17 protein-coding genes are annotated in these 18,262 nt (G+C 65.1%); 4 read left to right on the top strand and 13 right to left on the bottom strand.

From position 1 onward, the window contains the following. Window position 1: 1 nt before the first annotated feature. The 9 genes from LDZ21_RS04635 to alaS form a co-directional block, all read right to left on the bottom strand. Window positions 2–700, bottom strand: coding sequence for an ABC transporter ATP-binding protein (locus LDZ21_RS04635; protein ID WP_244794404.1), 699 nt, complete (start codon window positions 698–700; stop codon window positions 2–4). Then, a complete protein-coding gene (locus LDZ21_RS04630; RefSeq protein ID WP_244794403.1) occupies window positions 697–1,434 on the bottom strand; it encodes an ABC transporter ATP-binding protein in 738 nt (245 codons plus the stop codon). Before LDZ21_RS04630 ends, LDZ21_RS04635 begins: the two co-directional genes overlap by 4 nt. Further along, on the bottom strand, window positions 1,431–2,510 hold the full coding sequence (locus tag LDZ21_RS04625; protein WP_244794402.1) for a branched-chain amino acid ABC transporter permease: 1,080 nt from the start codon (window positions 2,508–2,510) through the stop codon (window positions 1,431–1,433). The genes LDZ21_RS04630 and LDZ21_RS04625 overlap by 4 nt, the downstream gene beginning before the upstream one ends. Next, window positions 2,503–3,384 (bottom strand): branched-chain amino acid ABC transporter permease, encoded by an 882-nt coding sequence (locus tag LDZ21_RS04620; RefSeq protein ID WP_244794763.1) that lies wholly within the window; start codon window positions 3,382–3,384, stop codon window positions 2,503–2,505. The genes LDZ21_RS04625 and LDZ21_RS04620 overlap by 8 nt, the downstream gene beginning before the upstream one ends. Before the next feature lie 70 nt (window positions 3,385–3,454). Continuing rightward, on the bottom strand, window positions 3,455–3,892 hold the full coding sequence (locus LDZ21_RS04615) for an acyl-CoA thioesterase (protein WP_244794401.1): 438 nt from the start codon (window positions 3,890–3,892) through the stop codon (window positions 3,455–3,457). A 3-nt stretch (window positions 3,893–3,895) separates the two neighbouring features. Then, entirely contained in the window at window positions 3,896–5,044 is a 1,149-nt protein-coding gene (locus tag LDZ21_RS04610) for a 4-hydroxybutyrate dehydrogenase (RefSeq protein ID WP_244794400.1), read from the bottom strand. Between the two features lie 92 nt (window positions 5,045–5,136). Continuing rightward, a complete protein-coding gene (locus LDZ21_RS04605) occupies window positions 5,137–6,189 on the bottom strand; it encodes a threonine aldolase family protein (protein WP_244794399.1) in 1,053 nt (350 codons plus the stop codon). A gap of 120 nt (window positions 6,190–6,309) precedes the next feature. Continuing rightward, window positions 6,310–6,546: a hypothetical protein gene (locus LDZ21_RS04600; RefSeq protein WP_035959839.1), complete on the bottom strand. Its 237-nt coding sequence runs from the start codon at window positions 6,544–6,546 to the stop codon at window positions 6,310–6,312. A gap of 131 nt (window positions 6,547–6,677) precedes the next feature. Next, window positions 6,678–9,302: an alanine--tRNA ligase gene (gene alaS, locus LDZ21_RS04595; RefSeq protein WP_244794398.1), complete on the bottom strand. Its 2,625-nt coding sequence runs from the start codon at window positions 9,300–9,302 to the stop codon at window positions 6,678–6,680. A gap of 215 nt (window positions 9,303–9,517) precedes the next feature. Here alaS and LDZ21_RS04590 point away from each other — a divergent pair, with 215 nt between their 5' ends. After that, window positions 9,518–10,738 (top strand): CaiB/BaiF CoA transferase family protein, encoded by a 1,221-nt coding sequence (locus LDZ21_RS04590; protein ID WP_244794397.1) that lies wholly within the window; start codon window positions 9,518–9,520, stop codon window positions 10,736–10,738. 80 nt (window positions 10,739–10,818) lie between these two features. Here LDZ21_RS04590 and LDZ21_RS04585 read toward each other — a convergent pair whose 3' ends face one another. Further along, a complete protein-coding gene (locus tag LDZ21_RS04585) occupies window positions 10,819–11,031 on the bottom strand; it encodes a hypothetical protein (RefSeq protein WP_035959522.1) in 213 nt (70 codons plus the stop codon). Window positions 11,032–11,352: 321 nt separating this feature from the next. Here LDZ21_RS04585 and LDZ21_RS04580 point away from each other — a divergent pair, with 321 nt between their 5' ends. Both LDZ21_RS04580 and LDZ21_RS04575 read left to right on the top strand, forming a co-directional pair. Next, window positions 11,353–13,062, top strand: coding sequence for a glutamine--tRNA ligase/YqeY domain fusion protein (locus LDZ21_RS04580; RefSeq protein WP_244794396.1), 1,710 nt, complete (start codon window positions 11,353–11,355; stop codon window positions 13,060–13,062). A gap of 97 nt (window positions 13,063–13,159) precedes the next feature. Next, window positions 13,160–14,137, top strand: coding sequence for a transporter substrate-binding domain-containing protein (locus LDZ21_RS04575; RefSeq protein ID WP_244794395.1), 978 nt, complete (start codon window positions 13,160–13,162; stop codon window positions 14,135–14,137). 18 nt (window positions 14,138–14,155) lie between these two features. On the opposite strand, the gene LDZ21_RS04570 is transcribed toward LDZ21_RS04575, so the two are convergent. From LDZ21_RS04570 to LDZ21_RS04560, 3 genes are all read right to left on the bottom strand, one after another. Continuing rightward, on the bottom strand, window positions 14,156–14,617 hold the full coding sequence (locus tag LDZ21_RS04570; RefSeq protein WP_244794394.1) for an NUDIX hydrolase: 462 nt from the start codon (window positions 14,615–14,617) through the stop codon (window positions 14,156–14,158). A 22-nt stretch (window positions 14,618–14,639) separates the two neighbouring features. Beyond that, entirely contained in the window at window positions 14,640–15,038 is a 399-nt protein-coding gene (locus LDZ21_RS04565) for an RT0821/Lpp0805 family surface protein (RefSeq protein ID WP_035959527.1), read from the bottom strand. An 89-nt stretch (window positions 15,039–15,127) separates the two neighbouring features. Further along, window positions 15,128–16,444 carry a cytochrome-c peroxidase gene (locus LDZ21_RS04560; protein ID WP_404980565.1) on the bottom strand — a complete coding sequence of 439 codons (1,317 nt, stop codon included), beginning with the start codon at window positions 16,442–16,444 and terminating at the stop codon, window positions 15,128–15,130. A 250-nt stretch (window positions 16,445–16,694) separates the two neighbouring features. On the opposite strand from LDZ21_RS04560, the gene LDZ21_RS04555 reads away from it, so the two are divergent. Then, window positions 16,695–18,257 (top strand): acid phosphatase, encoded by a 1,563-nt coding sequence (locus LDZ21_RS04555; RefSeq protein WP_244794392.1) that lies wholly within the window; start codon window positions 16,695–16,697, stop codon window positions 18,255–18,257. Window positions 18,258–18,262: the final 5 nt, after the last annotated feature.

Raw genomic sequence — 18,262 nt, 5'->3', positions numbered from 1 at the left:
ATCAGCCCACCGCGAGCCACTCGCGTACCACGTCGTCGCGACGCGCCAGTTCTGTAAGCGGCCCATCGAACTGCACTGCGCCATGCCCCATCACGGCGACGCGCGCATCGAGCACGCGCGCGATCGTCAGGCGTTCTTCGATCAGGAGCATCGCGACACCGCGCGAGCGCAGCGTCAACAGCGCCTGCGCCACCTGCCCGATCACACGCGGCGCGAGTCCTTCGCCCGGCTCGTCGATGACGATCAGCGCCGGATCACCCATCAGCGTGCGCGCCAGCGCGAGCATTTGCTGCTCGCCGCCCGACAGCGCGCCTGCCTTCACCGTCGCGCGTTCGAGCAAGGACGGAAAGAGCCCGTACGCATCGTCGAGCGTGAAGCGCGCGCCCTTTCTTTCTCCGAGCGAGAGATTCTCGCGCACGCTCAGCGTCGGAAAGACATCACGCGTTTCCGGCACATAACCGATACCCAGCCGTGCGATGCGAAACGCACGCAAGCCGACGAGCGGCACGCCGCGAAAGCGGATGTCGCCCTCGCATCGCACGAGGCCCATGATGGCCTTCGCGAGCGTTGAACGCCCCGATCCGTTGCGTCCTGCGAGCGCGACCGCTTCGCCCTCGCGTATCGTAAGTTGCACGCCATGCAGCACTTGCGCCGCGCCGTACCACGCGCGCAAGCCGTCGATGTGCAGCAGTTCGCTCATGGCGCGGCCCCGAGATAGGCTTCCTGCACGTCAGCGTTCAGGCGTATCGCGGCGGGCGTATCCGAGGCAATCACGCGGCCTCGCACCAGCACCGAAATGCGATCCGCGAGCGCGAACACCGCGTCCATATCGTGTTCGACGACGAGCAGCGTGCGGCCTTCCGTCGTCGAGCGAATCAACGAGAGTGCGCGGGCAGCCTCCGCGCGATTCATGCCCGCAGTCGGCTCGTCGAGCAGGATCAGCGGCGCGTCGGTGGCGAGCGCGATGCCGAGATCCAGCGCGCGCTGCTCCGCATAGGCGAGGCGCGCGGCGGCATCGTCGGCGCGAGAAGACAAGCCGATCGCATCGAGCATCGCGCGAGCGCGATCATCGATCGCCCGGGAATGCAGCCAGCGATCCACCACGCGCGACGAACTCGCGCCCAGCGCCGCGCAACGCAGATTGTCGAGCACCGAGAGACCGCCGAACACGCTCGTCGTCTGGAAGCTGCGGGCGAGCATGCGGCTCACGCGTTGCGGTGGCCGCCCGGTGATATCGACGCCTCGCGCGACGATGCGTCCTTCGTCGGGCCGCGTGCGTCCGGAGATCACGTCGAAGAGCGTCGATTTGCCCGCGCCGTTCGGACCGATGATCGCGTGCCGCTCGCCCTGCGCCACGCGCAGATCGACGCCGCGCAGAACGTCGGTCGCGCCGAAGCGTTTGACGACGCCGCGTAGGTCGAGCGCGGCGGTCATCGTGCGGCTCTCCGTCGCGCGAGCCACATGGCCAGCATCGCGAGCGGCAGCGCGACGAGCCACATCATGCGCGGCATGTTTTCGCGCGCATACAGCGTTTCGATCGCGACGACCGCCGCCACGCCCCAGGCAAGCGCGCTCAACAGCCGAAGCGCGACCGTGCGCGCATCGCCCGCCAAGCAGCCGGCGACGCCATCCGGCGACGCCACGACCACCCACATGAATAGAAGCCCGAGGTACATCGGCCATGCGGCGGACACGCTCGCCACCGCGACGCTCACGAACGTCAGCAGCACCGCGCCGATCACCGGCCCGAAGAACGATGCCGTCCCGCCGATCACCGTCGCCACGAGCACACTGGTCGAACGTGCGAGGCCGACGCTTTCCGCCGACACCAGTTCCACATTGATCAGCGACAGCACGCCCGCGATGCCCGCGAAGAACGCCGATACGACGAGCATTCTGAAGCGCACGCCGCGCGGCGCGAAGCCGATCGCCGCCGCGCGGGCCGGGTTGTCGCGCACGGCGTTGGCCAGGCGGCACATCGGCGTGCGCGAGAACGCGAACATCGCGATCGACGACACCACGCACCAGCACGCGATCAGCGCGTACGCCTGCCGCAGCGGCCCGAAGGTCCACGCAAACAACGAAGGGCCGCTCGCCCGATCGATCGTCACGCCCGCTTCGCCGCCGAACCAGCCCGGCACGAGCCACACGCTGGCCGCGACGAGTTCGCCGATGCCGAGCGTGATCATCGCGAACGGCGTGCCGGCGCGTGGCGTCGAAATCGCGCCGATCGGCAAGGCGACGAGCGCAGCCGCGCATCCACCGGCAAGAGGCAACAGCGGCAACGGCACGCCGAACGCATTGAACGCGTGCGCGGCGGCGAACGCGCCGAGTCCCGCATAGACCGCATGGCCGAACGACAACAGCCCGGTTTCGCCGAGCAAGAGGTTGTAGGAGAGCGCGAAGACGATGAGCGTCGCCGTCTGCGCGAGATACGCGAGCAGCCACGATTGATCGATGAACAACGGCGGCAGCGCGAGCGCCGCGATGAGCGCGATGAACTTAAGCATCGCTTGCACGTTCGCCAAGCAAGCCATGCGGCCGCGCGGCTAGCATCGCGACGAGCAGCGCATAGGGCAGCACCGGCGCGAGTTGCGCCACGGTCAGCGCCGCCCACGCATCGGGCAAGCTCAATCCGAACGAGGCCGCGATGCTCCCCGCCGACGCCGTCGATCCCACCGAAAACGTCTGCACGCAGCCGATCACGAGCGATGCGATCAACGCCCCCGCCAGCGATCCGATCCCGCCGATCACGACGACGACGAACACGATCGGCCCCATCGCATCGGCCATCGCGGGTTCGACGACGGCGAGCGGCGCGCCGATCACGCCTGCGAGCGCGGCCAGCGCGCAGCCGCCGGCGAAGACCGTCGTGAAGATGCGCGGCACGTCGTGGCCGAGCGTTTCGACGGTGGCGGGATGCGTCAATGCCGCGCGCACGATGAGGCCCGTCTTCGAGAGACGCAGCGCAATGGCGAGCGCGGCGAGCATCGCGATCGAGAGCGTCATCATGAACACGCGATAACGCGGAAACGCTGCGCCGTAGAGCGTGAAAAGCGGGCTATCGAGCAGAGGCGGAACGGCCGCGGGCACGGGGCCGAGTCCCCAGATCAGCTTCACGCCTTCGCCGATGACTATCGCCGCGCCGAAAGTCAGCAGCAGTTCAGCGAGCGCGCCGCGCGGATGCACGCGCCTGAGAAGGTATCGCTCGAAGACCGCGCCGAGCACGCCCACGACGACCGGCGCGATCACGAGCGCGCCCCAGTAGCCGAGATGAACCGCGAGCGCCTGCGCCACGTAGGCGCCGAGCATATAGACGCTCGCGTGCGCGAAGTTGAGCACGCCGAGCATCGAAAAGATCAGCGTAAGACCCGCCGACAGCATGAAAAGCAGCAGCCCGACGCTCACGCCGTTGAGCAGGCTGACGATGAACCACTGAAGCAAGACGAAGCCCTCAAGCGTGGACGAGCGGCTTCAACGCAGCGACGAGCGGCGCGGGCAACGGCACCGGCCGGCGCGTCACGCGATTCACGTACACATGCACGAAATGCCCTTGCGCCGCCGCTTCTTCCGAGTCTTCGGCGAAAATCGCGACTTCATAGCGCACGCTCGTATTGCCGAGATTTTCGATGCGCAAGCCTGCATCGATACGCTGCGGAAACACGACCGATGCGAAGAAGTTGCAGCGCGTCTCGACGACCAGCCCGATCGTCTCGCCTTCGCTGAAATCGAGCACGCCGGCGCGCAGCAAATACTCGTTCACCACGGTATCGAAGTAGCTGTAATAGACGACGTTGTTCACATGCCCGTAGACGTCGTTATCGGACCAGCGCGTGCTGATCGACAGGAAGTGCGGATAGTCCGCCCGCGTGGTCCGTACCGGCTTGTTCATCGTTCAGAGCGACTCCGTCAGCATGCGCCGATAGTCCTCGGCGCTCGCCTCGCGCGGATTCGTCTTGTGGCAGTGATCCGCCAGCGCGCCCTTCACGACCTTGTCGAACATGGACGCATCGACGCCCATCTGCGACAGACGCGTCGGCAGGCCGAGGCGCTCGGTCATGTCGTGCACGGCTTGCGCGACATCGGCGTCATCCGCGAGATTCATCACGCGGCGCATGCGGGCGAAGCGCCGCTCGGCCACCACCGTCGGCGCGCTTTCGTTGAAGCGAAGCACCGCCGGCAGCACGACCGCGTTCAGCGTGCCGTGATGCAGCGACGTGCGCCCGTTCACCGCGAGGCCGCCCAGCGGATGCGACAGCGAATGCACGCAGCCGAGGCCCTTCTGAAACGCCATCGCGCCCTGCATGGATGCGGACATCATGTTGAGACGCGCGTCGCGGTCCTGACCGTCGTGCGTCGCGCGCTCGATGTTGGCCCAGGCGCGCTCGAGGCCATCGAGCGCGATGCCATCGGCGGGCGGATTGAACGCGGGCGCCAGAAAAGTTTCGATGCAATGCGCGATCGCGTCCATGCCGGTCGCGGCCGTCAGACCGGGCGGCAAGCCGAGCGTCAGCGCGGGATCGCAGACCGCGGACTTCGGCAGCAGATGCCACGAGTGAAAGCCGAGCTTGCGCCCGTCGTTCAGGATGATGATCGCGCCGCGCGCCACTTCGCTGCCCGTGCCCGATGTGGTCGGCACCGCGATCAGCGGCGCGGCGCGCTCGGTGATCTTGCCGCTGCCGCCTTCGATGGTCGCGTACGTGGTGAGCGGCTCGTCGTGCGTCGCCGCGATGGCGACACCCTTCGCCAGATCGATCGACGATCCGCCGCCCACCGCGATCAAACCGTCGCAGCCTTCGCGTTTGTATTGATCGGCGGCTTGCATGACCATCGCTTCGGTCGGATTCGACGGGGTATCGTCGAACACGGGCAGCGCGCCGAGCTTCGCGCTTTCGACGACGCGCGCCGCCAGCCCCGCCGCCGCGACGCCCTTGTCCGTGATGACGAGCGGCCGCTTGATGCCGATGCGCTCGCCTTCGCTGTGGAGCATCGCGAGCGAGTCATAGCCGAGATGGATATGCGTCAGATAGAAGATGAAGGCCATGGCGGGCGACGATTCCTAACGCAGGGTGGATAGTGCGGCCATGTTAGGAGCCGCGCGGCGCGCGTGTCAATCGGGTATCGGCGTGGAGCCGGTCAACGCGCGGCGAGCGCGCGCACTTCGTCGGTGAAACGCTCGACGGTCTCTTGCGCCGTGTCCCATGCGCACATCAGGCGGCAGCCGCCCGAGCCGATGAACTGATAGAACCGCCAGCCCTTCGCGCGCAGCCCCGCCGAAACCTGCGGTGGCAGTTCCGCGAACACCGCGTTCGACTGCGGCTTGAAGAGCACGTTGACGCCGGGGATACCGGCGAGACGCTCGGCCATCAGTTGCGCCATCGCGTTGGAATGGCGGGCGTTGCGCAGCCAGACGTCGTTATCGAGCAGACCGAGCCACGGCGCGGAGATGAAGCGCATCTTCGAAGCAAGCTGCCCCGCCTGCTTCAGGCGATACGCGAAATCCGCGGCGAGCGCCTTGTCGAAGAACACGACCGCCTCGCCCACCGGCAAGCCGTTCTTCGTGCCGCCGAAGCAGAGCACGTCGACGCCCGCGCGCCACGTGATCTCCGACGGATGCACGTTCAGCGTCGCGACCGCATTCGCGAAACGCGCGCCGTCCATGTGGACTTTCAGATGCCGGCGCTTCGCGATGGCCGCGATCGCGCGCACTTCCTCGACGGTGTAGACCGTGCCGACTTCGGTGGCCTGCGTGAGCGCGACGACCTTGGGCTTCGGATAGTGGATATCGGCGCGCTTCGTCACCAGCTCTTCGATGGCGTCCGGCGTCAGCTTGCCGTTCTTGCCCTTCGCGGTGAGTAATTTCGAGCCGCCGGAGAAGAACTCGGGGCCGCCGCATTCGTCGGTTTCGATATGCGCGAGTTCGTGGCAAATGACCGAGTGATACGACTGACACAGCGACGCCAGCGCGAGCGAATTGGCCGCCGTGCCGTTGAAGACGAAGAACACTTCGCAGTCGGTCTGGAACAGGTCGCGGATGCGGTCGCAGACGCGTGCGGTCCACGAATCGTCGCCATAAGCGGGTTCGTGTCCGCTCGTGTTCGCCTCGACGAGCGCGGCGAGCGCTTCGGGGCAGATGCCAGCGTAATTGTCGGAGGCGAAGTGTTGCGTGAGATGCGTGGGCGCTGTCATGGGATCGCTTTGATGGCTGTTGACTCAGGCGCATGTACCAGGCTCGCGCCACGAATTGCCGGCCATTTTAGCGGTTGGCCGCGCGGTCCCGCTGCATGGGTCCGCGCGGCCTGCCGGGTGTTACTTCGCTGCCGGTGCGCTTGCTGCCGCGGCCTGCTGCGCCTTCTTCTCCTTCTTGTTCGCTTCGTGATGGCCGATCGCGCAGCCGCCGACCGCGCCCGCCGTGCCGTGCTTGCCGGCCACGTGACCCGCAACGCCGCCTACCGCCGCGCCTTCCAGACAGCCCTTCGCCTGCACGGCGCCGGTCGCGGTGATCATCGTGGCGGCCAGCAGCATCGATGCGAACTTGCGATTCATCATTCATCTCCTTCGTCGTTGGGATGAACGACCATTTGCACGCGCTGTGCCTGACAAACCGTAATGCAAAACGGCCCGGTCGACGTAAGCCGACCGGGCCGCTTCATCCTGCTTGCTGCTTACCGCGATGCTCAGAGCTGCTGCTGCACCCAGCCCGTCACGCCGGCGAGCGCCGCCGGCAGCTTCGACGGCTCAGTGCCGCCCGCTTGCGCCATGTCGGGACGTCCGCCGCCCTTGCCGCCCACTTGCTGCGCGACGAAGTTGACGAGTTCGCCCGCCTTCACCTTCTTCGACGCATCCGGCGTCACGCCTGCGATCAGGCTGACCTTGCCGCCGTCGACCGAAGCGAGCACGATGGCCGCGCTCTTTAGCTTGTCCTTCAGCTTATCGACGGTTTCGCGCAGCGTCTTTACGTCGGCGCCTTCGAGTTGCGCGGCGAGCACCTGCACGCCGGCCACGTCGACGGCTTGCGAGACGAGCTCATCGCCCTGGCTCGATGCGAGCTTCGACTTGAGCGCCGACAGTTCCTTCTCCAGCGACTTCACGTGCTCCTGAACCTGCGCGATGCGCTGCGTGAGTTCGGCGGGCTGCGCCTTCAGCACGTTCGCGGCGGCGTTGATGCGCGCGTCGAGTTCCTGCACGTAGCGCACGGCGTTGTCGCCGGTGATGGCTTCGACGCGGCGAATGCCCGCCGCCACGCCGCCTTCCATCACGATCTTGAAGAAGCCGATGTCGCCGGTGCGCTGAACGTGCGTGCCGCCGCACAGTTCGCGCGAGAAGCCGAGGTCGAGCACGCGCACGGTGTCGCCGTATTTCTCGCCGAAGAGCGCCATTGCGCCGCCCTTCACGGCTTCGTCGTAAGGCATCACGCGCACGACGCCCGGCGCATTCGCGATGATTTCCGCATTGACGATTTCCTCGACGCGGCGGATTTCGTCGTCCGTCATCGGCGCGTTGTGCGCGAAGTCGAAGCGGGTTTTATCGGCATCGACGAGCGAGCCTTTCTGCTGCACGTGGCCGCCGAGCACTTCGCGCAACGCCTTGTGCATCAGGTGCGTGGCCGAGTGATTGCGCGCGGTGCGGGCGCGGCGGATGGCGTCGATCTGCGCCTTCACCACGTCGCCGACCTTCAGCGTGCCTTGTGCAACCGTGCCGTGATGGCCGACGACATCCGCTTGCACCTTCAGCGTGTCGGCCACTTCGAAGCGCGTGGCGGCGTTCACGAGCACGCCCTGATCGCCCGCCTGACCGCCGGATTCCGCGTAGAACGGCGTGTGATCCAGCACGACGACGGCCTGCTGGCCGTGAGCCGCCTCCTTCACCGATGCGCCTTCGACATAGATCGCGACGATTTTCGCGTCGTCGAAGATGTCCTTTTCGTAGCCGTGGAACGTGGTCTTCGCGCCCGAGTACTCCAGCCCCGCTGCGAGCTTGAACTTGCCGGCCGCGCGGGCCTGATCGCGCTGGCGGGCCATTGCGTCGTCGAACGCGGGTTCGTCGACGGTCACGCCGCGCTCGCGGCACACGTCCGCGGTCAGATCGAGCGGGAAGCCGTAGGTGTCGTGCAGCTTGAACGCGAGTTCGCCGTCCAGTTGCTTGACGCCCTTCTTTTCCAGTTCGGCGAGTTCGCCTTCGAGGATCGACATGCCGTGTTCGATCGTCTCGAAGAAGCGCTCTTCTTCCTGGCGAAGCACGTCGGTCACGCGCTGCTGCGCATCCTTCAGTTCCGGATACGCCGCGCCCATCTCGGCGACGAGATCGGCCACCAGCTTGTGGAAGAACGCGCCCTTCTTGCCGAGCTTGTAGCCGTGGCGGATCGCGCGGCGCACGATACGGCGCAGCACATAGCCGCGGCCTTCGTTGCCGGGGATCACGCCGTCGACGATCAGGAACGAGCACGCGCGGATATGGTCGGCGATGACCTTCAGCGAGTTGTTCTCGAGGTCGGCCGTGCTGGTTTCGCGGGCGGCGGCCTTGATGAGCGTCTGAAAGAGATCGATCTCGTAGTTGCTGTGCACGTGCTGCAGCACCGCTGCGAGACGCTCGAGGCCCATGCCGGTATCGACGCACTGCTTGGGCAGCGGCGTCATGTTGCCCTGGGCGTCGCGGTTGAACTGCATGAACACGAGATTCCAGATCTCGATGAAGCGGTCGCCGTCTTCCTCAGGCGATCCCGGCGGGCCGCCCCAGATTTCCGGGCCGTGGTCGTAGAACACTTCGGAGCACGGACCGCACGGGCCGGTGTCGGCCATCTGCCAGAAGTTGTCCGATGCGTAGCGCGCGCCCTTGTTATCGCCGATGCGAATGATGCGCTCGACCGGCACGCCGATTTCCTTCGCCCAGATGTCGAAGGCTTCGTCGTCTTCCTGATAGACGGTGACGGTGAGCTTCTCCGGCGGCAGCATGTAGACCTTGGTCAACAGCTCCCAGCAATAGTGGATGGCGTCGCGCTTGAAGTAGTCGCCGAACGAGAAGTTGCCGAGCATCTCGAAGAACGTGTGATGACGCGCGGTATAGCCGACGTTCTCGAGATCGTTATGCTTGCCGCCCGCGCGCACGCTGCGCTGCGCGGTGGTCGCCCGCGAATAGGGCCGCGATTCCGCGCCGAGGAACACGTCCTTGAACTGGACCATGCCCGAGTTGGTGAAAAGCAGCGTCGGGTCGTTGCCGGGCACGAGGCTCGACGAGCGGACGATCGTATGACCCTTCGATTCGAAAAACTTCAGGAATTTCTCGCGTATTTCGGCGGCTTTCATGGCGTACGGGGCTTTTTGCGTTTCTGCTGGTTTTCTGACGAAGCCTTTTCGAAGCCCGTGAACCGGGGCTTCGGCAAGACTAAAAGTAAGTTTTTGATTATACGGGATTGGCCCGTTGCCACCGCGCCCGTCAACCCTGCTGCGTTAAGCTTGCACCTGGCCCGCTCAACCACCGTTGAGCAGTCGAAACCGAACAAAAACCGGAGACAAAGCCTGTGGGAGCGTTAAGTCACATCCGCGTACTAGACCTCACCCGCGTGCTGGCGGGGCCGTGGTGCGCCCAGACCTTGAGCGACCTCGGCGCGGACGTCATCAAGATCGAGCGGCCGCAAACCGGCGACGACACGCGTCATTGGGGTCCGCCGTACCTGAAGACAGCCGATGGCGCGGACACCCGCGAAGCCGCCTATTACCTCGCGGCGAACCGCAACAAGCGTTCGGTGACGGTCGATATCGCCACGCCCGAAGGCCAGCGCATCGTGCGCGAACTGGCCGCACAGAGCGATGTCGTGCTGGAGAACTACAAGGTCGGCCAGTTGAAGAAGTACGGGCTCGACTACGCGTCGCTGAAAGCGGTGAAGCCGGACATCGTCTATTGCTCGGTGACGGGCTTCGGGCAGACGGGGCCGTATGCGCAGCGCGCGGGCTACGACTTCATCATTCAGGGCATCGGCGGCTTCATGAGCATCACCGGCGAGCGTGACGGCCAGCCGGGCGGCGGGCCGCAGAAGGCCGGCGTCGCGATCGCCGATCTGATGACCGGCATGTACGCGACAGTCGGCGTGCTTGCGGCGCTGGCGCATCGCGACCGGACGGGCGAAGGGCAATACATCGACATGGCGCTGCTCGATGTCCAGGTCGCGATGCTCGCGAACATGAACACGAATTTTTTGGCGAGCGGCAAGCCGCCGGTGCGCTGGGGCAACGCGCATCCGAACATCGTGCCGTATCAGACGTTCCAGACGAGCGATGGATGGATCATCGTCGCCGTCGGCAACGATGGCCAGTTCCGCAAGTTCGTCGAAGCCGGCGGACGCGCCGAACTCGCCGACGATGCGCGCTTCGCGGCCAACCCGTCGCGCGTGCGCAACCGCGACGTGCTCGTGCCGATCCTCGCGGACATGGTGCGTGCGCGCGGCAAGCACGAATGGCTCGCGGCGCTCGAAGCGGCGGGCGTGCCGTGCGGGCCGATCAACGATCTCGGCGAAGTCTTCGACGACCCTCAGGTGATCGCCCGTCAGATGCAGATCGACCTGCCGCATCCCGAAGCGGGCGCGGTGAAGCTCGTCGCCAGTCCGATCAAGATGAGCGCGACGCCGCCCGAAGCGCGCACGCATCCGCCGATGCTGGGCGAGCATACGGCCGGCGTGCTGTCGGACGTGCTGGGGTACGACGAGGCGCGGATCGCGCAGTTGCGGGAAGCGAAGGTGATCTGAGGCTCGGTGCGACGCGCTCCCGCCGGCCGGCGCCGGAGCGCATCGGCATCATGCGTCCTTACCGCGCCCTTAGCGCGTCCTTACCGCGTCCCCGCACCGATCAGGCCGCCCGCCGCCGCGCCCGCGATGGTCCCCACGGGCCCGCCCGTCAGCACGTAGCCGAGCGCGCCGCCCGCGCCCGCGCCGATGGCCGCGTGAGCCTGCTGGCGCGACAATCCCGAGCACGCGGCGAGGCTGGAGACGAGTGCAGCGGCAGCCGCGAGCTTCATGGTCGTGATGGCGATCTTCTTCATGGTCGAAATCCTTGTGTTGTCGTTGTGATGTCTTGTCCGTCCTGCGTCCGGCATCACGGCACTTTCGAAAGCGGCCGGAATCGGACTTGGCGACGCGATCTTAAATTTCTCCGAACGCCGCCCACAAGCCGATTTACGTCCCGTTACCGTCGTTACGATCGGCGCGCTCGCCATCCCGCCGCCTGACGCCGGAACCACGCCCGTCGCGGTTGCGTAAGGTAGAATCGTCCCGATATTCAATGGATTCGAACGCGTTCTAGCCGCGACGAACGTTTCCCGAACCGATTCCCCACGCAGCAGCACGTTGGCACTCTTCTCCGCATGAACACCGATCGCAACGACGCCCCGGCGCCATCCAATTTCATCCGCAACATCATCGAAGACGACAACCGCTCGGGCAAATGGGCGCAGCGCGTCGAGACGCGCTTTCCGCCCGAGCCGAACGGCTACCTGCACATCGGCCATGCGAAGAGCATCTGCGTGAACTTCGGGCTGGCCGCGGACTATGGCGGCGTCTGCCACCTGCGTTTCGACGATACGAATCCCGAGAAGGAAAGCGTCGAATACGTCGATTCCATCATCGACGCCGTGAAGTGGCTCGGCTTCGACTGGAACAAGGACGGCCGCGAGCACAAGTACTTCGCGAGCGACTACTACGACAAGCTGTATGAGTTCGCCGAGAAGCTCATCGAAAAAGGCCAGGCGTATGTCGACAGCCAGACCGCCGAAGAGATGCGCGCGACGCGCGGCTCGGCCACCGAAGCCGGCATCAACTCGCCGTATCGCAGCCGCACGCCCGAGGAAAACCTTGACCTCTTCCGCCGCATGAAGGCGGGCGAGTTCAAGGAAGGCGAGCACGTGCTGCGCGCGAAGATCGACATGGCGTCGCCGAACTTCAACATGCGCGATCCGGTGATCTACCGCATCCGCTTCGCGCATCATTACCGCACGGGCGACAAGTGGTGCATCTACCCGATGTACGACTACGCGCACTGCGTATCGGATGCGCTCGAGAACATCACGCACTCGCTGTGCACGCTGGAATTCGAGGATCATCGGCCGCTTTACGACTGGTTCCTTGCGCAGCTCGCCGATGACGGCGTGTTCGCGCGTCCGCTGCCGCAGCAAATCGAGTTTTCGCGGTTGAACCTCACGTATGCGATCACCAGCAAGCGCAAGCTGCTGCAGCTCGTGCAGGACAATCACGTCGAAGGCTGGGACGATCCGCGCATGCCGACCATCGTCGGCGTGCGGCGGCGCGGCTTCACGCCGGAAAGCATCCGGCTGATGGTGGAGCGCGTCGGCGTGACGAAGGTCGATTCGTGGATCGACATGAGCATCCTCGAAGGCGCGCTGCGCGACGATCTCGACGAAAAAGCGCCCCGCGCGATCGCCGTGCTCGATCCGCTGAAGCTCATTATCGACAACTATCCGGAAGGACAGACCGACGAGTGCAGCGCACCGGTGCATCCGCATCATGCGGATCGCGGCACACGCACCTTCCCGTTCTCGCGCGAGCTGTGGATCGAGCGCGAAGACTTCCAGGAAACGCCGCCTAAGGGCTACTTCCGCCTGTTCCCCGGCAACAAGGTGCGCCTCAAATACGGCTTCGTCGTGGAATGCACCGGCGCGGACAAGGACGAGAACGGCAACGTGATCGCCGTCCACTGCAACTACTTCCCCGACAGCAAGTCCGGCACGGATGGCGCGAACGCGTACAAGGTGAAAGGCACGATTCACTGGGTCAGCGCGGCCACGGCCTATGCCGCCGAAGTCCGCATCTACGACCGGCTGTTCAAGGAACCGCAGCCCGGCGCGGGTGGCGCGGAGTTCCTGGATGCGCTCAACCCGGCATCGAAGCGCGTCGTGAACGCGTATCTCGAACCGAGCGCCCGCGAAGCGTTGCCCGAAGATCGCTTCCAGTTCGAGCGGCACGGCTACTTCGTCGCGGATCGCGTCGATTCGCAGCCGGGCAAGCCGGTGTTCAACCGCATCGTCAGCCTGCGCGACAGCTGGGGCAAGCCGGCCTGAGGCCGGCCGCATCGCCTGAAGGACGCCGCACGGCCATGCGGCGTCCGCCTGCCGCAACGAAGTCGAGCAAGACCCCGCCGCTTCAAGCGAGGACATCATGAAGCTGCCGCATTGCCCCTTGCCCCGCCGCCTGCGCGCGCAGCGCGTTTCATGCGCGATTGCCGCCGCGCTCTCGTTCGCGGCCCTTCCCGTTCATGCCGCCACCGCTAGCGAGATCAGCTCGGCGCAGGCGCTCGTCGATCACATGCCGCCGTCGGCGACGCTGCGCAAGATCGCGGAGAACGGCGCGATCGTGCTCGGCGCGCGGGAATCGTCGATTCCGTTTTCGTACATGGTCAAGCAGCAGCCGACGGGCTACTCGTATGCGATCGCGCTCAAGGTCGTCGACGAGGTCAAGCGCCGGCTCATGATGCCGAATCTCACGGTGAAGCACGTGGTCGTGACGTCCGCGAACCGCATCTCGTACGTGGTCAACAATCAGGTCGATCTCGAATGCGGGTCGACTGCGCATCTCGCGGAACGCGATCCGCTCGTCGCGTTCTCGAACAGCTTCTTTCGATACGGCATCCGCATGGCGGTGAAGCGCAAATCGGGCATTCGCGATTACGCCGATCTCGCGGGCAAGACCGTCGCGACGACGGCGGGCACATCCGACGAGCGCATCCTTCGGCAAATGACGATGGAGCGCAAGCTCAACATGCGCATCATCAGTGCGCGCGATCACGCCGAAGGCTTCGCCGCGCTGAAGAACGATCGCGCCGTCGCGTTCGTGATGGACGATCCGCTGCTGTACGGGCAAATCGCCGAGCAAGGCGCGGCGCGCCATGAATACATGGTGACGGGCGAATCGCTTGCGAACGAGACGTACGGCTGCATGATGCGCAAGGGCGATCCCGTGTTCAAGCGCATCGTCGACGACGTGATCGCGAACATGCAGCGCTCCGGCGAAGCCACGAAGCTCTACGATGCCTGGTTCATGCAGCCGATCCCGCCGGCCGGCATCAACCTGCAATTCCCGATGTCGGCGGAGATGAAAGCGCTTTTCGCGAATCCCAACGACCGCACGATCGACTGATTCCCGTCTCGGCCTCGTTCAGTCGAGCGCTTCGTTCAGCTCGGCAAGCGACAGCGTGCTTTGAAAGAGGCGCGCGAGGCTGCGGCTCGCAAAGCGGTCGACGTCGTCCGGGCTGACCCAGCGGTAAGCATCCATTTCGGGGATCATCGTGCCGTCGCCATAGCGCGGGAAATAGGACTCGCACACGCACTTCGCGAGGTCCACCTCGCCGTCCGCCACGCGCACGGCGAACAGATGCAGGTCCTTGTCCCGCCGATAGACAAAGCGCCCCAGATCCTTCAGATGCGCGAGCCGTTCCGGCGACAGCACGATGCCCGTCTCCTCGACGAGTTCGCGCAACGCGGCATCGCGCGGACTTTCGCCGGGATCGGCCTGGCCCTTGGGCACGTCCCAATGCGTGGTTTCGGTCGCGTGGCAGAGCAGCACATCGCCGTGTGCGTTCAGGATGACCACGCCGCACGATACGGTGCGGCCGGTCATCGCGCGTCAACTCCGGCCGCGATCATTGCTTCCTGAGCTTCCACTTGCCGTCGGCCTGCTTGCAGGCCGTGGGCGTCCAGGTCTGCGTTTGCCCTTTCGCGTTCGCGACGAGCGTGACCTTCCGGCATTGCATGCCGTCCGCTTCGAAGGTTTCGTGCGGCGTCACGGTGCCGTTGACCGGCACCGGGTTGCCCGCGCCCTCGTTGTTCCAGTCGAGCGATTCGCCGGGCTTCTTTGAGTCGAGCGCGACTTGAGCGGCCTTGTTGAGGGCCTGCAAGTCGCGCTGCTTCATATAGGTGATCGGCGTATTGTTCAGAAAGCCGAGATTGGCGGCGAATGCGCCTGCGCTCGACGCAGCGAGCGCGGCGGCCGCGATCGTCCGGATGCAGGCTCGAGCAAGCGCTCGTTGATGAATCGACATGGAAAATCTCCTCGTTGCAAGGTGATCCGGCGGCGGCCCGCCGGAACGCAACGAGGATAGCATGAGGCGTTGGCGCGCTCTGCCTCCCGTCAGTTCGCGGACGCCTTCATGTCCTGCACCGCCGTGCCCTTCTGCGCGTCCTTGTCCCTGGCGGGATCGTAGCCGTCGGTGAGCGTGCCGAGAAACGCGACGACATCCTTGATTTCGGCATCGTCGAGTGCGGGCTTGTCGCCGCGCTTGCGATCGAACGGCGGCTCGGTGTTGATGTTGTCCCAATAGCGGCGGGGCAGGTCATCGAACTTCTGCACGACGCCCTTCTTCGATACCGGATAGAACTTCTCCGGGTTCGTATCGCGCTGCACGTAAAAGCGCACGACATCGTCCAGCGAATGGTAGATGCCGTTATGGAAGAACGTCTTGCGAGTCGCGACGTTGCGCAGCGACGGCGTGCGGAACAGGCCGCAGAATTCAGCGCGGCCCTTGAGATCCGTGCGCTCGGGACCGCATGCGCCGAGATCGTGGAAATTCGCGTCCTTGTTGACCGGCAACGCGCGGTTGCGAAGCACGCCGATCGCGATCAGCCCGAAGTCGCTGAACTGCGGCGGCGAGCCGTCTTTCGCGCGCTGGCTGATATGGCAGGCCGCACAGTTGCCCTTCTTCTCGTCGTTGAAAAGCTGCAGGCCGTGCAGTTCGGCATCGTTGAGCTTCGCGCGGCCGGCGAGGAACGCATCAAATTTGCTCGTGTAGGGGAAGAACTTCTGCGGCGTCTGCTCGAACGCTTCGAGCGAGGCAAGCACCCCCTTGAACGTGTTGTCATCGCTATCGAAGACGTTCGCGCCGAATGCGCGACGGAAATCGTCCGCATACGGCGAGGCCTTCACCGATTGCGCGACCTTCGCCGGCGTGCTGCCCATTTCGAACGACGACAGCAACGGAATGCGCGCCTGATCCGCGCCATGATCGACGCGGCCATCCCAGGTGAGTCCGCCAGTCGGGCCGGCATCGACGCTTTCGTCGCCTTCGTCGTCGGAATCGTGGAAATGCTCGGTGAACTGCGGCACCGATTGCAGGTACTTCAGCGAAGGCACCGCCCGAAAGCCCGAGCGATGCATGTCGCTGCCGCCGAGCTGCACCGACAGCGCGTTAGGCGGACCGAACGCATGCCCCGGGCTATGGCACGACGCGCACGCGAGCTTGCCCGAGCCGGACAGCGCGGGATCGAAGAAGAGCTTCTCGCCGATGGACGACATCATCTTCACATGCGCGAAGACTTCGGCGCGCGATTGCCCTTGCGTCGGCGGGTTCGTTGCTGCATTGGCCTGCCGCGAATCGCATCCGCTCAATGCCGCCGACGACGCAGCGAGCGCGATTGCACACAGAACGAACGGAAGACGCATCGAAGGCATGAACGAGAAGAAGAGAAGCCGAAGAGACGCGAAGGGTATGCGGCCTTTGTTGCTCCGATATGACAAGCCTTGATTCCGTCATATCCGCTGCGTGAGCGGGGAATGTTAAGCGAACATTACATCGCCGAAAGCGCCATTACATACCGGCGTAAAAGAGCGGCCGCACACTGCGCACGCCGGCGGGCAAAAAGCCTCGTCGATGCGACGGACTCACGTCATGCGCCGGCTCCCCAACACAAGAGAGAGCCTAATGAACAAGAAACTCGTTTGCGCGGTGCCGATCGCTGCGGCGCTCGCATTCGGACTGAACGCATGCGGCGGCGACGATCATCGCAGCGACGATATCTCATCCGTGAAGAACGTCGTGGTGATCTATGCGGAGAACCGCAGCTTCGACAACCTCTATGGCAGCTTTCCCGGCGCGAACGGCCTGCAGAGCGTGACGGCCGCGAGCGCGCAGCAGCTCGATCGCGACGGCACCGTTCTCGCGACCTTGCCGAAGATCTGGTCGGGCCTGACCGCGACGGGCGTGACGCCCGCGATCGGCGAAGCGATGACGGCGAACCTGCCGAACGCGCCCTTCGCGATCGACGATCCGAACGGCTTCAACACGCCGCTTTCCGTCACGACGCGCGACTTGTATCACCGCTTCTACGAGAACCAGATGCAGATCGATGGCGGCAAGAACGACAAGTTCGCCGCATGGGCCGACTCGGGCGGTCTCGTGATGGGCCACTACAGCACGCCGCCCACGAAACTGCCGCTCTGGAAAGTGGCGCAGCAATACACGCTCGCCGACAACTTCTTCATGGGCGCGTTCGGCGGCTCGTTCCTGAATCACCAGTGGCTCGTCTGCGCGTGCACGCCGACGTACCCCAACGCGGACAAGAGCGTTGCCAAGGGCTCGATTTCGGTCGTCAATGCGGATGGCGTATCGCTGACGCTCGCATCGAATAGTCCGGCGTCCGCGCTCAGCGGCGCGCCGAAGTACGTTAATTCGGGCAACCTGACGCCCGACTTCTACGCGGTGAACACGATGCAGCCGCCGTATCAGCCGAGCGGCAATGCACCGGCTTCCGGCGGCGATGCGACGCTCGCGGATCCGTCCGCCGCGACGACGCTGCCGCCGCAAACATCGACGCACATCGGCGATCTGCTGAACAAGGCGGGCGTGAGCTGGGCGTGGTACGGCGGCTCGTGGGGCGCGGCGCTGGCGAATCGTTCGGTCATCGGCGGGTCGCCGAATTCGGTGCCGAACTTCCAGACGCATCATCAGCCGTTCAACTACTTCGCGGACCTTGCACCGGGCACGGCCAATCGCGCGCAGCACTTGCTCGATGGCGGCACGAACGGCTCGGAGTTCATCAAGGCGATCGACGCAGGCACGCTGCCGCAAGTGTCGTTCTACAAGCCGCAGGGCAACCTGAACGAGCACGCGGGTTATACGGATGTCGCGTCGGGCGATCAGCACATTGCGGATCTCATCACGCATCTGCAGAAGAGTCCACAGTGGAAGAACATGGTCGTCATCGTGACGTACGATGAAAACGGCGGCTTCTGGGATCACGTGTCCCCGCCGAAGGGCGATCGCTGGGGTCCGGGCACGCGCATTCCCGCGCTGATCGTGTCGCCGTACGCGAAGAAGGGATTCGTCGATCATACGCAGTACGATACGACGTCGATCCTGCGCTTCATCACGAAACGCTATTCGCTGCCGACGCTGCCGGGTATCGCCGCCCGCGACGCCGCGCTGACCGCAAACGGTGCGAAGCCGATGGGCGATCTGACGAGCGCGCTGGATTTCTCGCAGTAAGAGGG

Source organism: Caballeronia grimmiae (assembly GCF_022879615.1).
In the GTDB taxonomy this organism is placed as follows: Bacteria; Pseudomonadota; Gammaproteobacteria; order Burkholderiales; family Burkholderiaceae; genus Caballeronia; species Caballeronia grimmiae.
Note: the sequence above shows the minus strand (reverse complement) of the source record. Positions and strands in the feature narration are given on the sequence as shown.

What these genes read in the sequence shown, in the direction of transcription:
- LDZ21_RS04635 (WP_244794404.1), bottom strand. Translation starts at nt 700, where the DNA reads ATGAGCGAACTGCTGCACATCGACGGCTTGCGCGCGTGGTACGGCGCG.
- LDZ21_RS04630 (WP_244794403.1), bottom strand. Translation starts at nt 1,434, where the DNA reads ATGACCGCCGCGCTCGACCTACGCGGCGTCGTCAAACGCTTCGGCGCG.
- LDZ21_RS04625 (WP_244794402.1), bottom strand. Translation starts at nt 2,510, where the DNA reads ATGCTTAAGTTCATCGCGCTCATCGCGGCGCTCGCGCTGCCGCCGTTG.
- LDZ21_RS04620 (WP_244794763.1), bottom strand. Translation starts at nt 3,384, where the DNA reads ATGCTGTCGGCGGGTCTTACGCTGATCTTTTCGATGCTCGGCGTGCTC.
- LDZ21_RS04615 (WP_244794401.1), bottom strand. Translation starts at nt 3,892, where the DNA reads ATGAACAAGCCGGTACGGACCACGCGGGCGGACTATCCGCACTTCCTG.
- LDZ21_RS04610 (WP_244794400.1), bottom strand. Translation starts at nt 5,044, where the DNA reads ATGGCCTTCATCTTCTATCTGACGCATATCCATCTCGGCTATGACTCG.
- LDZ21_RS04605 (WP_244794399.1), bottom strand. Translation starts at nt 6,189, where the DNA reads ATGACAGCGCCCACGCATCTCACGCAACACTTCGCCTCCGACAATTAC.
- LDZ21_RS04600 (WP_035959839.1), bottom strand. Translation starts at nt 6,546, where the DNA reads ATGAATCGCAAGTTCGCATCGATGCTGCTGGCCGCCACGATGATCACC.
- alaS (WP_244794398.1), bottom strand. Translation starts at nt 9,302, where the DNA reads ATGAAAGCCGCCGAAATACGCGAGAAATTCCTGAAGTTTTTCGAATCG.
- LDZ21_RS04585 (WP_035959522.1), bottom strand. Translation starts at nt 11,031, where the DNA reads ATGAAGAAGATCGCCATCACGACCATGAAGCTCGCGGCTGCCGCTGCA.
- LDZ21_RS04580 (WP_244794396.1), top strand. Translation starts at nt 11,353, where the DNA reads ATGAACACCGATCGCAACGACGCCCCGGCGCCATCCAATTTCATCCGC.
- LDZ21_RS04575 (WP_244794395.1), top strand. Translation starts at nt 13,160, where the DNA reads ATGAAGCTGCCGCATTGCCCCTTGCCCCGCCGCCTGCGCGCGCAGCGC.
- LDZ21_RS04570 (WP_244794394.1), bottom strand. Translation starts at nt 14,617, where the DNA reads ATGACCGGCCGCACCGTATCGTGCGGCGTGGTCATCCTGAACGCACAC.
- LDZ21_RS04565 (WP_035959527.1), bottom strand. Translation starts at nt 15,038, where the DNA reads ATGTCGATTCATCAACGAGCGCTTGCTCGAGCCTGCATCCGGACGATC.
- LDZ21_RS04560 (WP_404980565.1), bottom strand. Translation starts at nt 16,444, where the DNA reads ATGCCTTCGATGCGTCTTCCGTTCGTTCTGTGTGCAATCGCGCTCGCT.
- LDZ21_RS04555 (WP_244794392.1), top strand. Translation starts at nt 16,695, where the DNA reads ATGAACAAGAAACTCGTTTGCGCGGTGCCGATCGCTGCGGCGCTCGCA.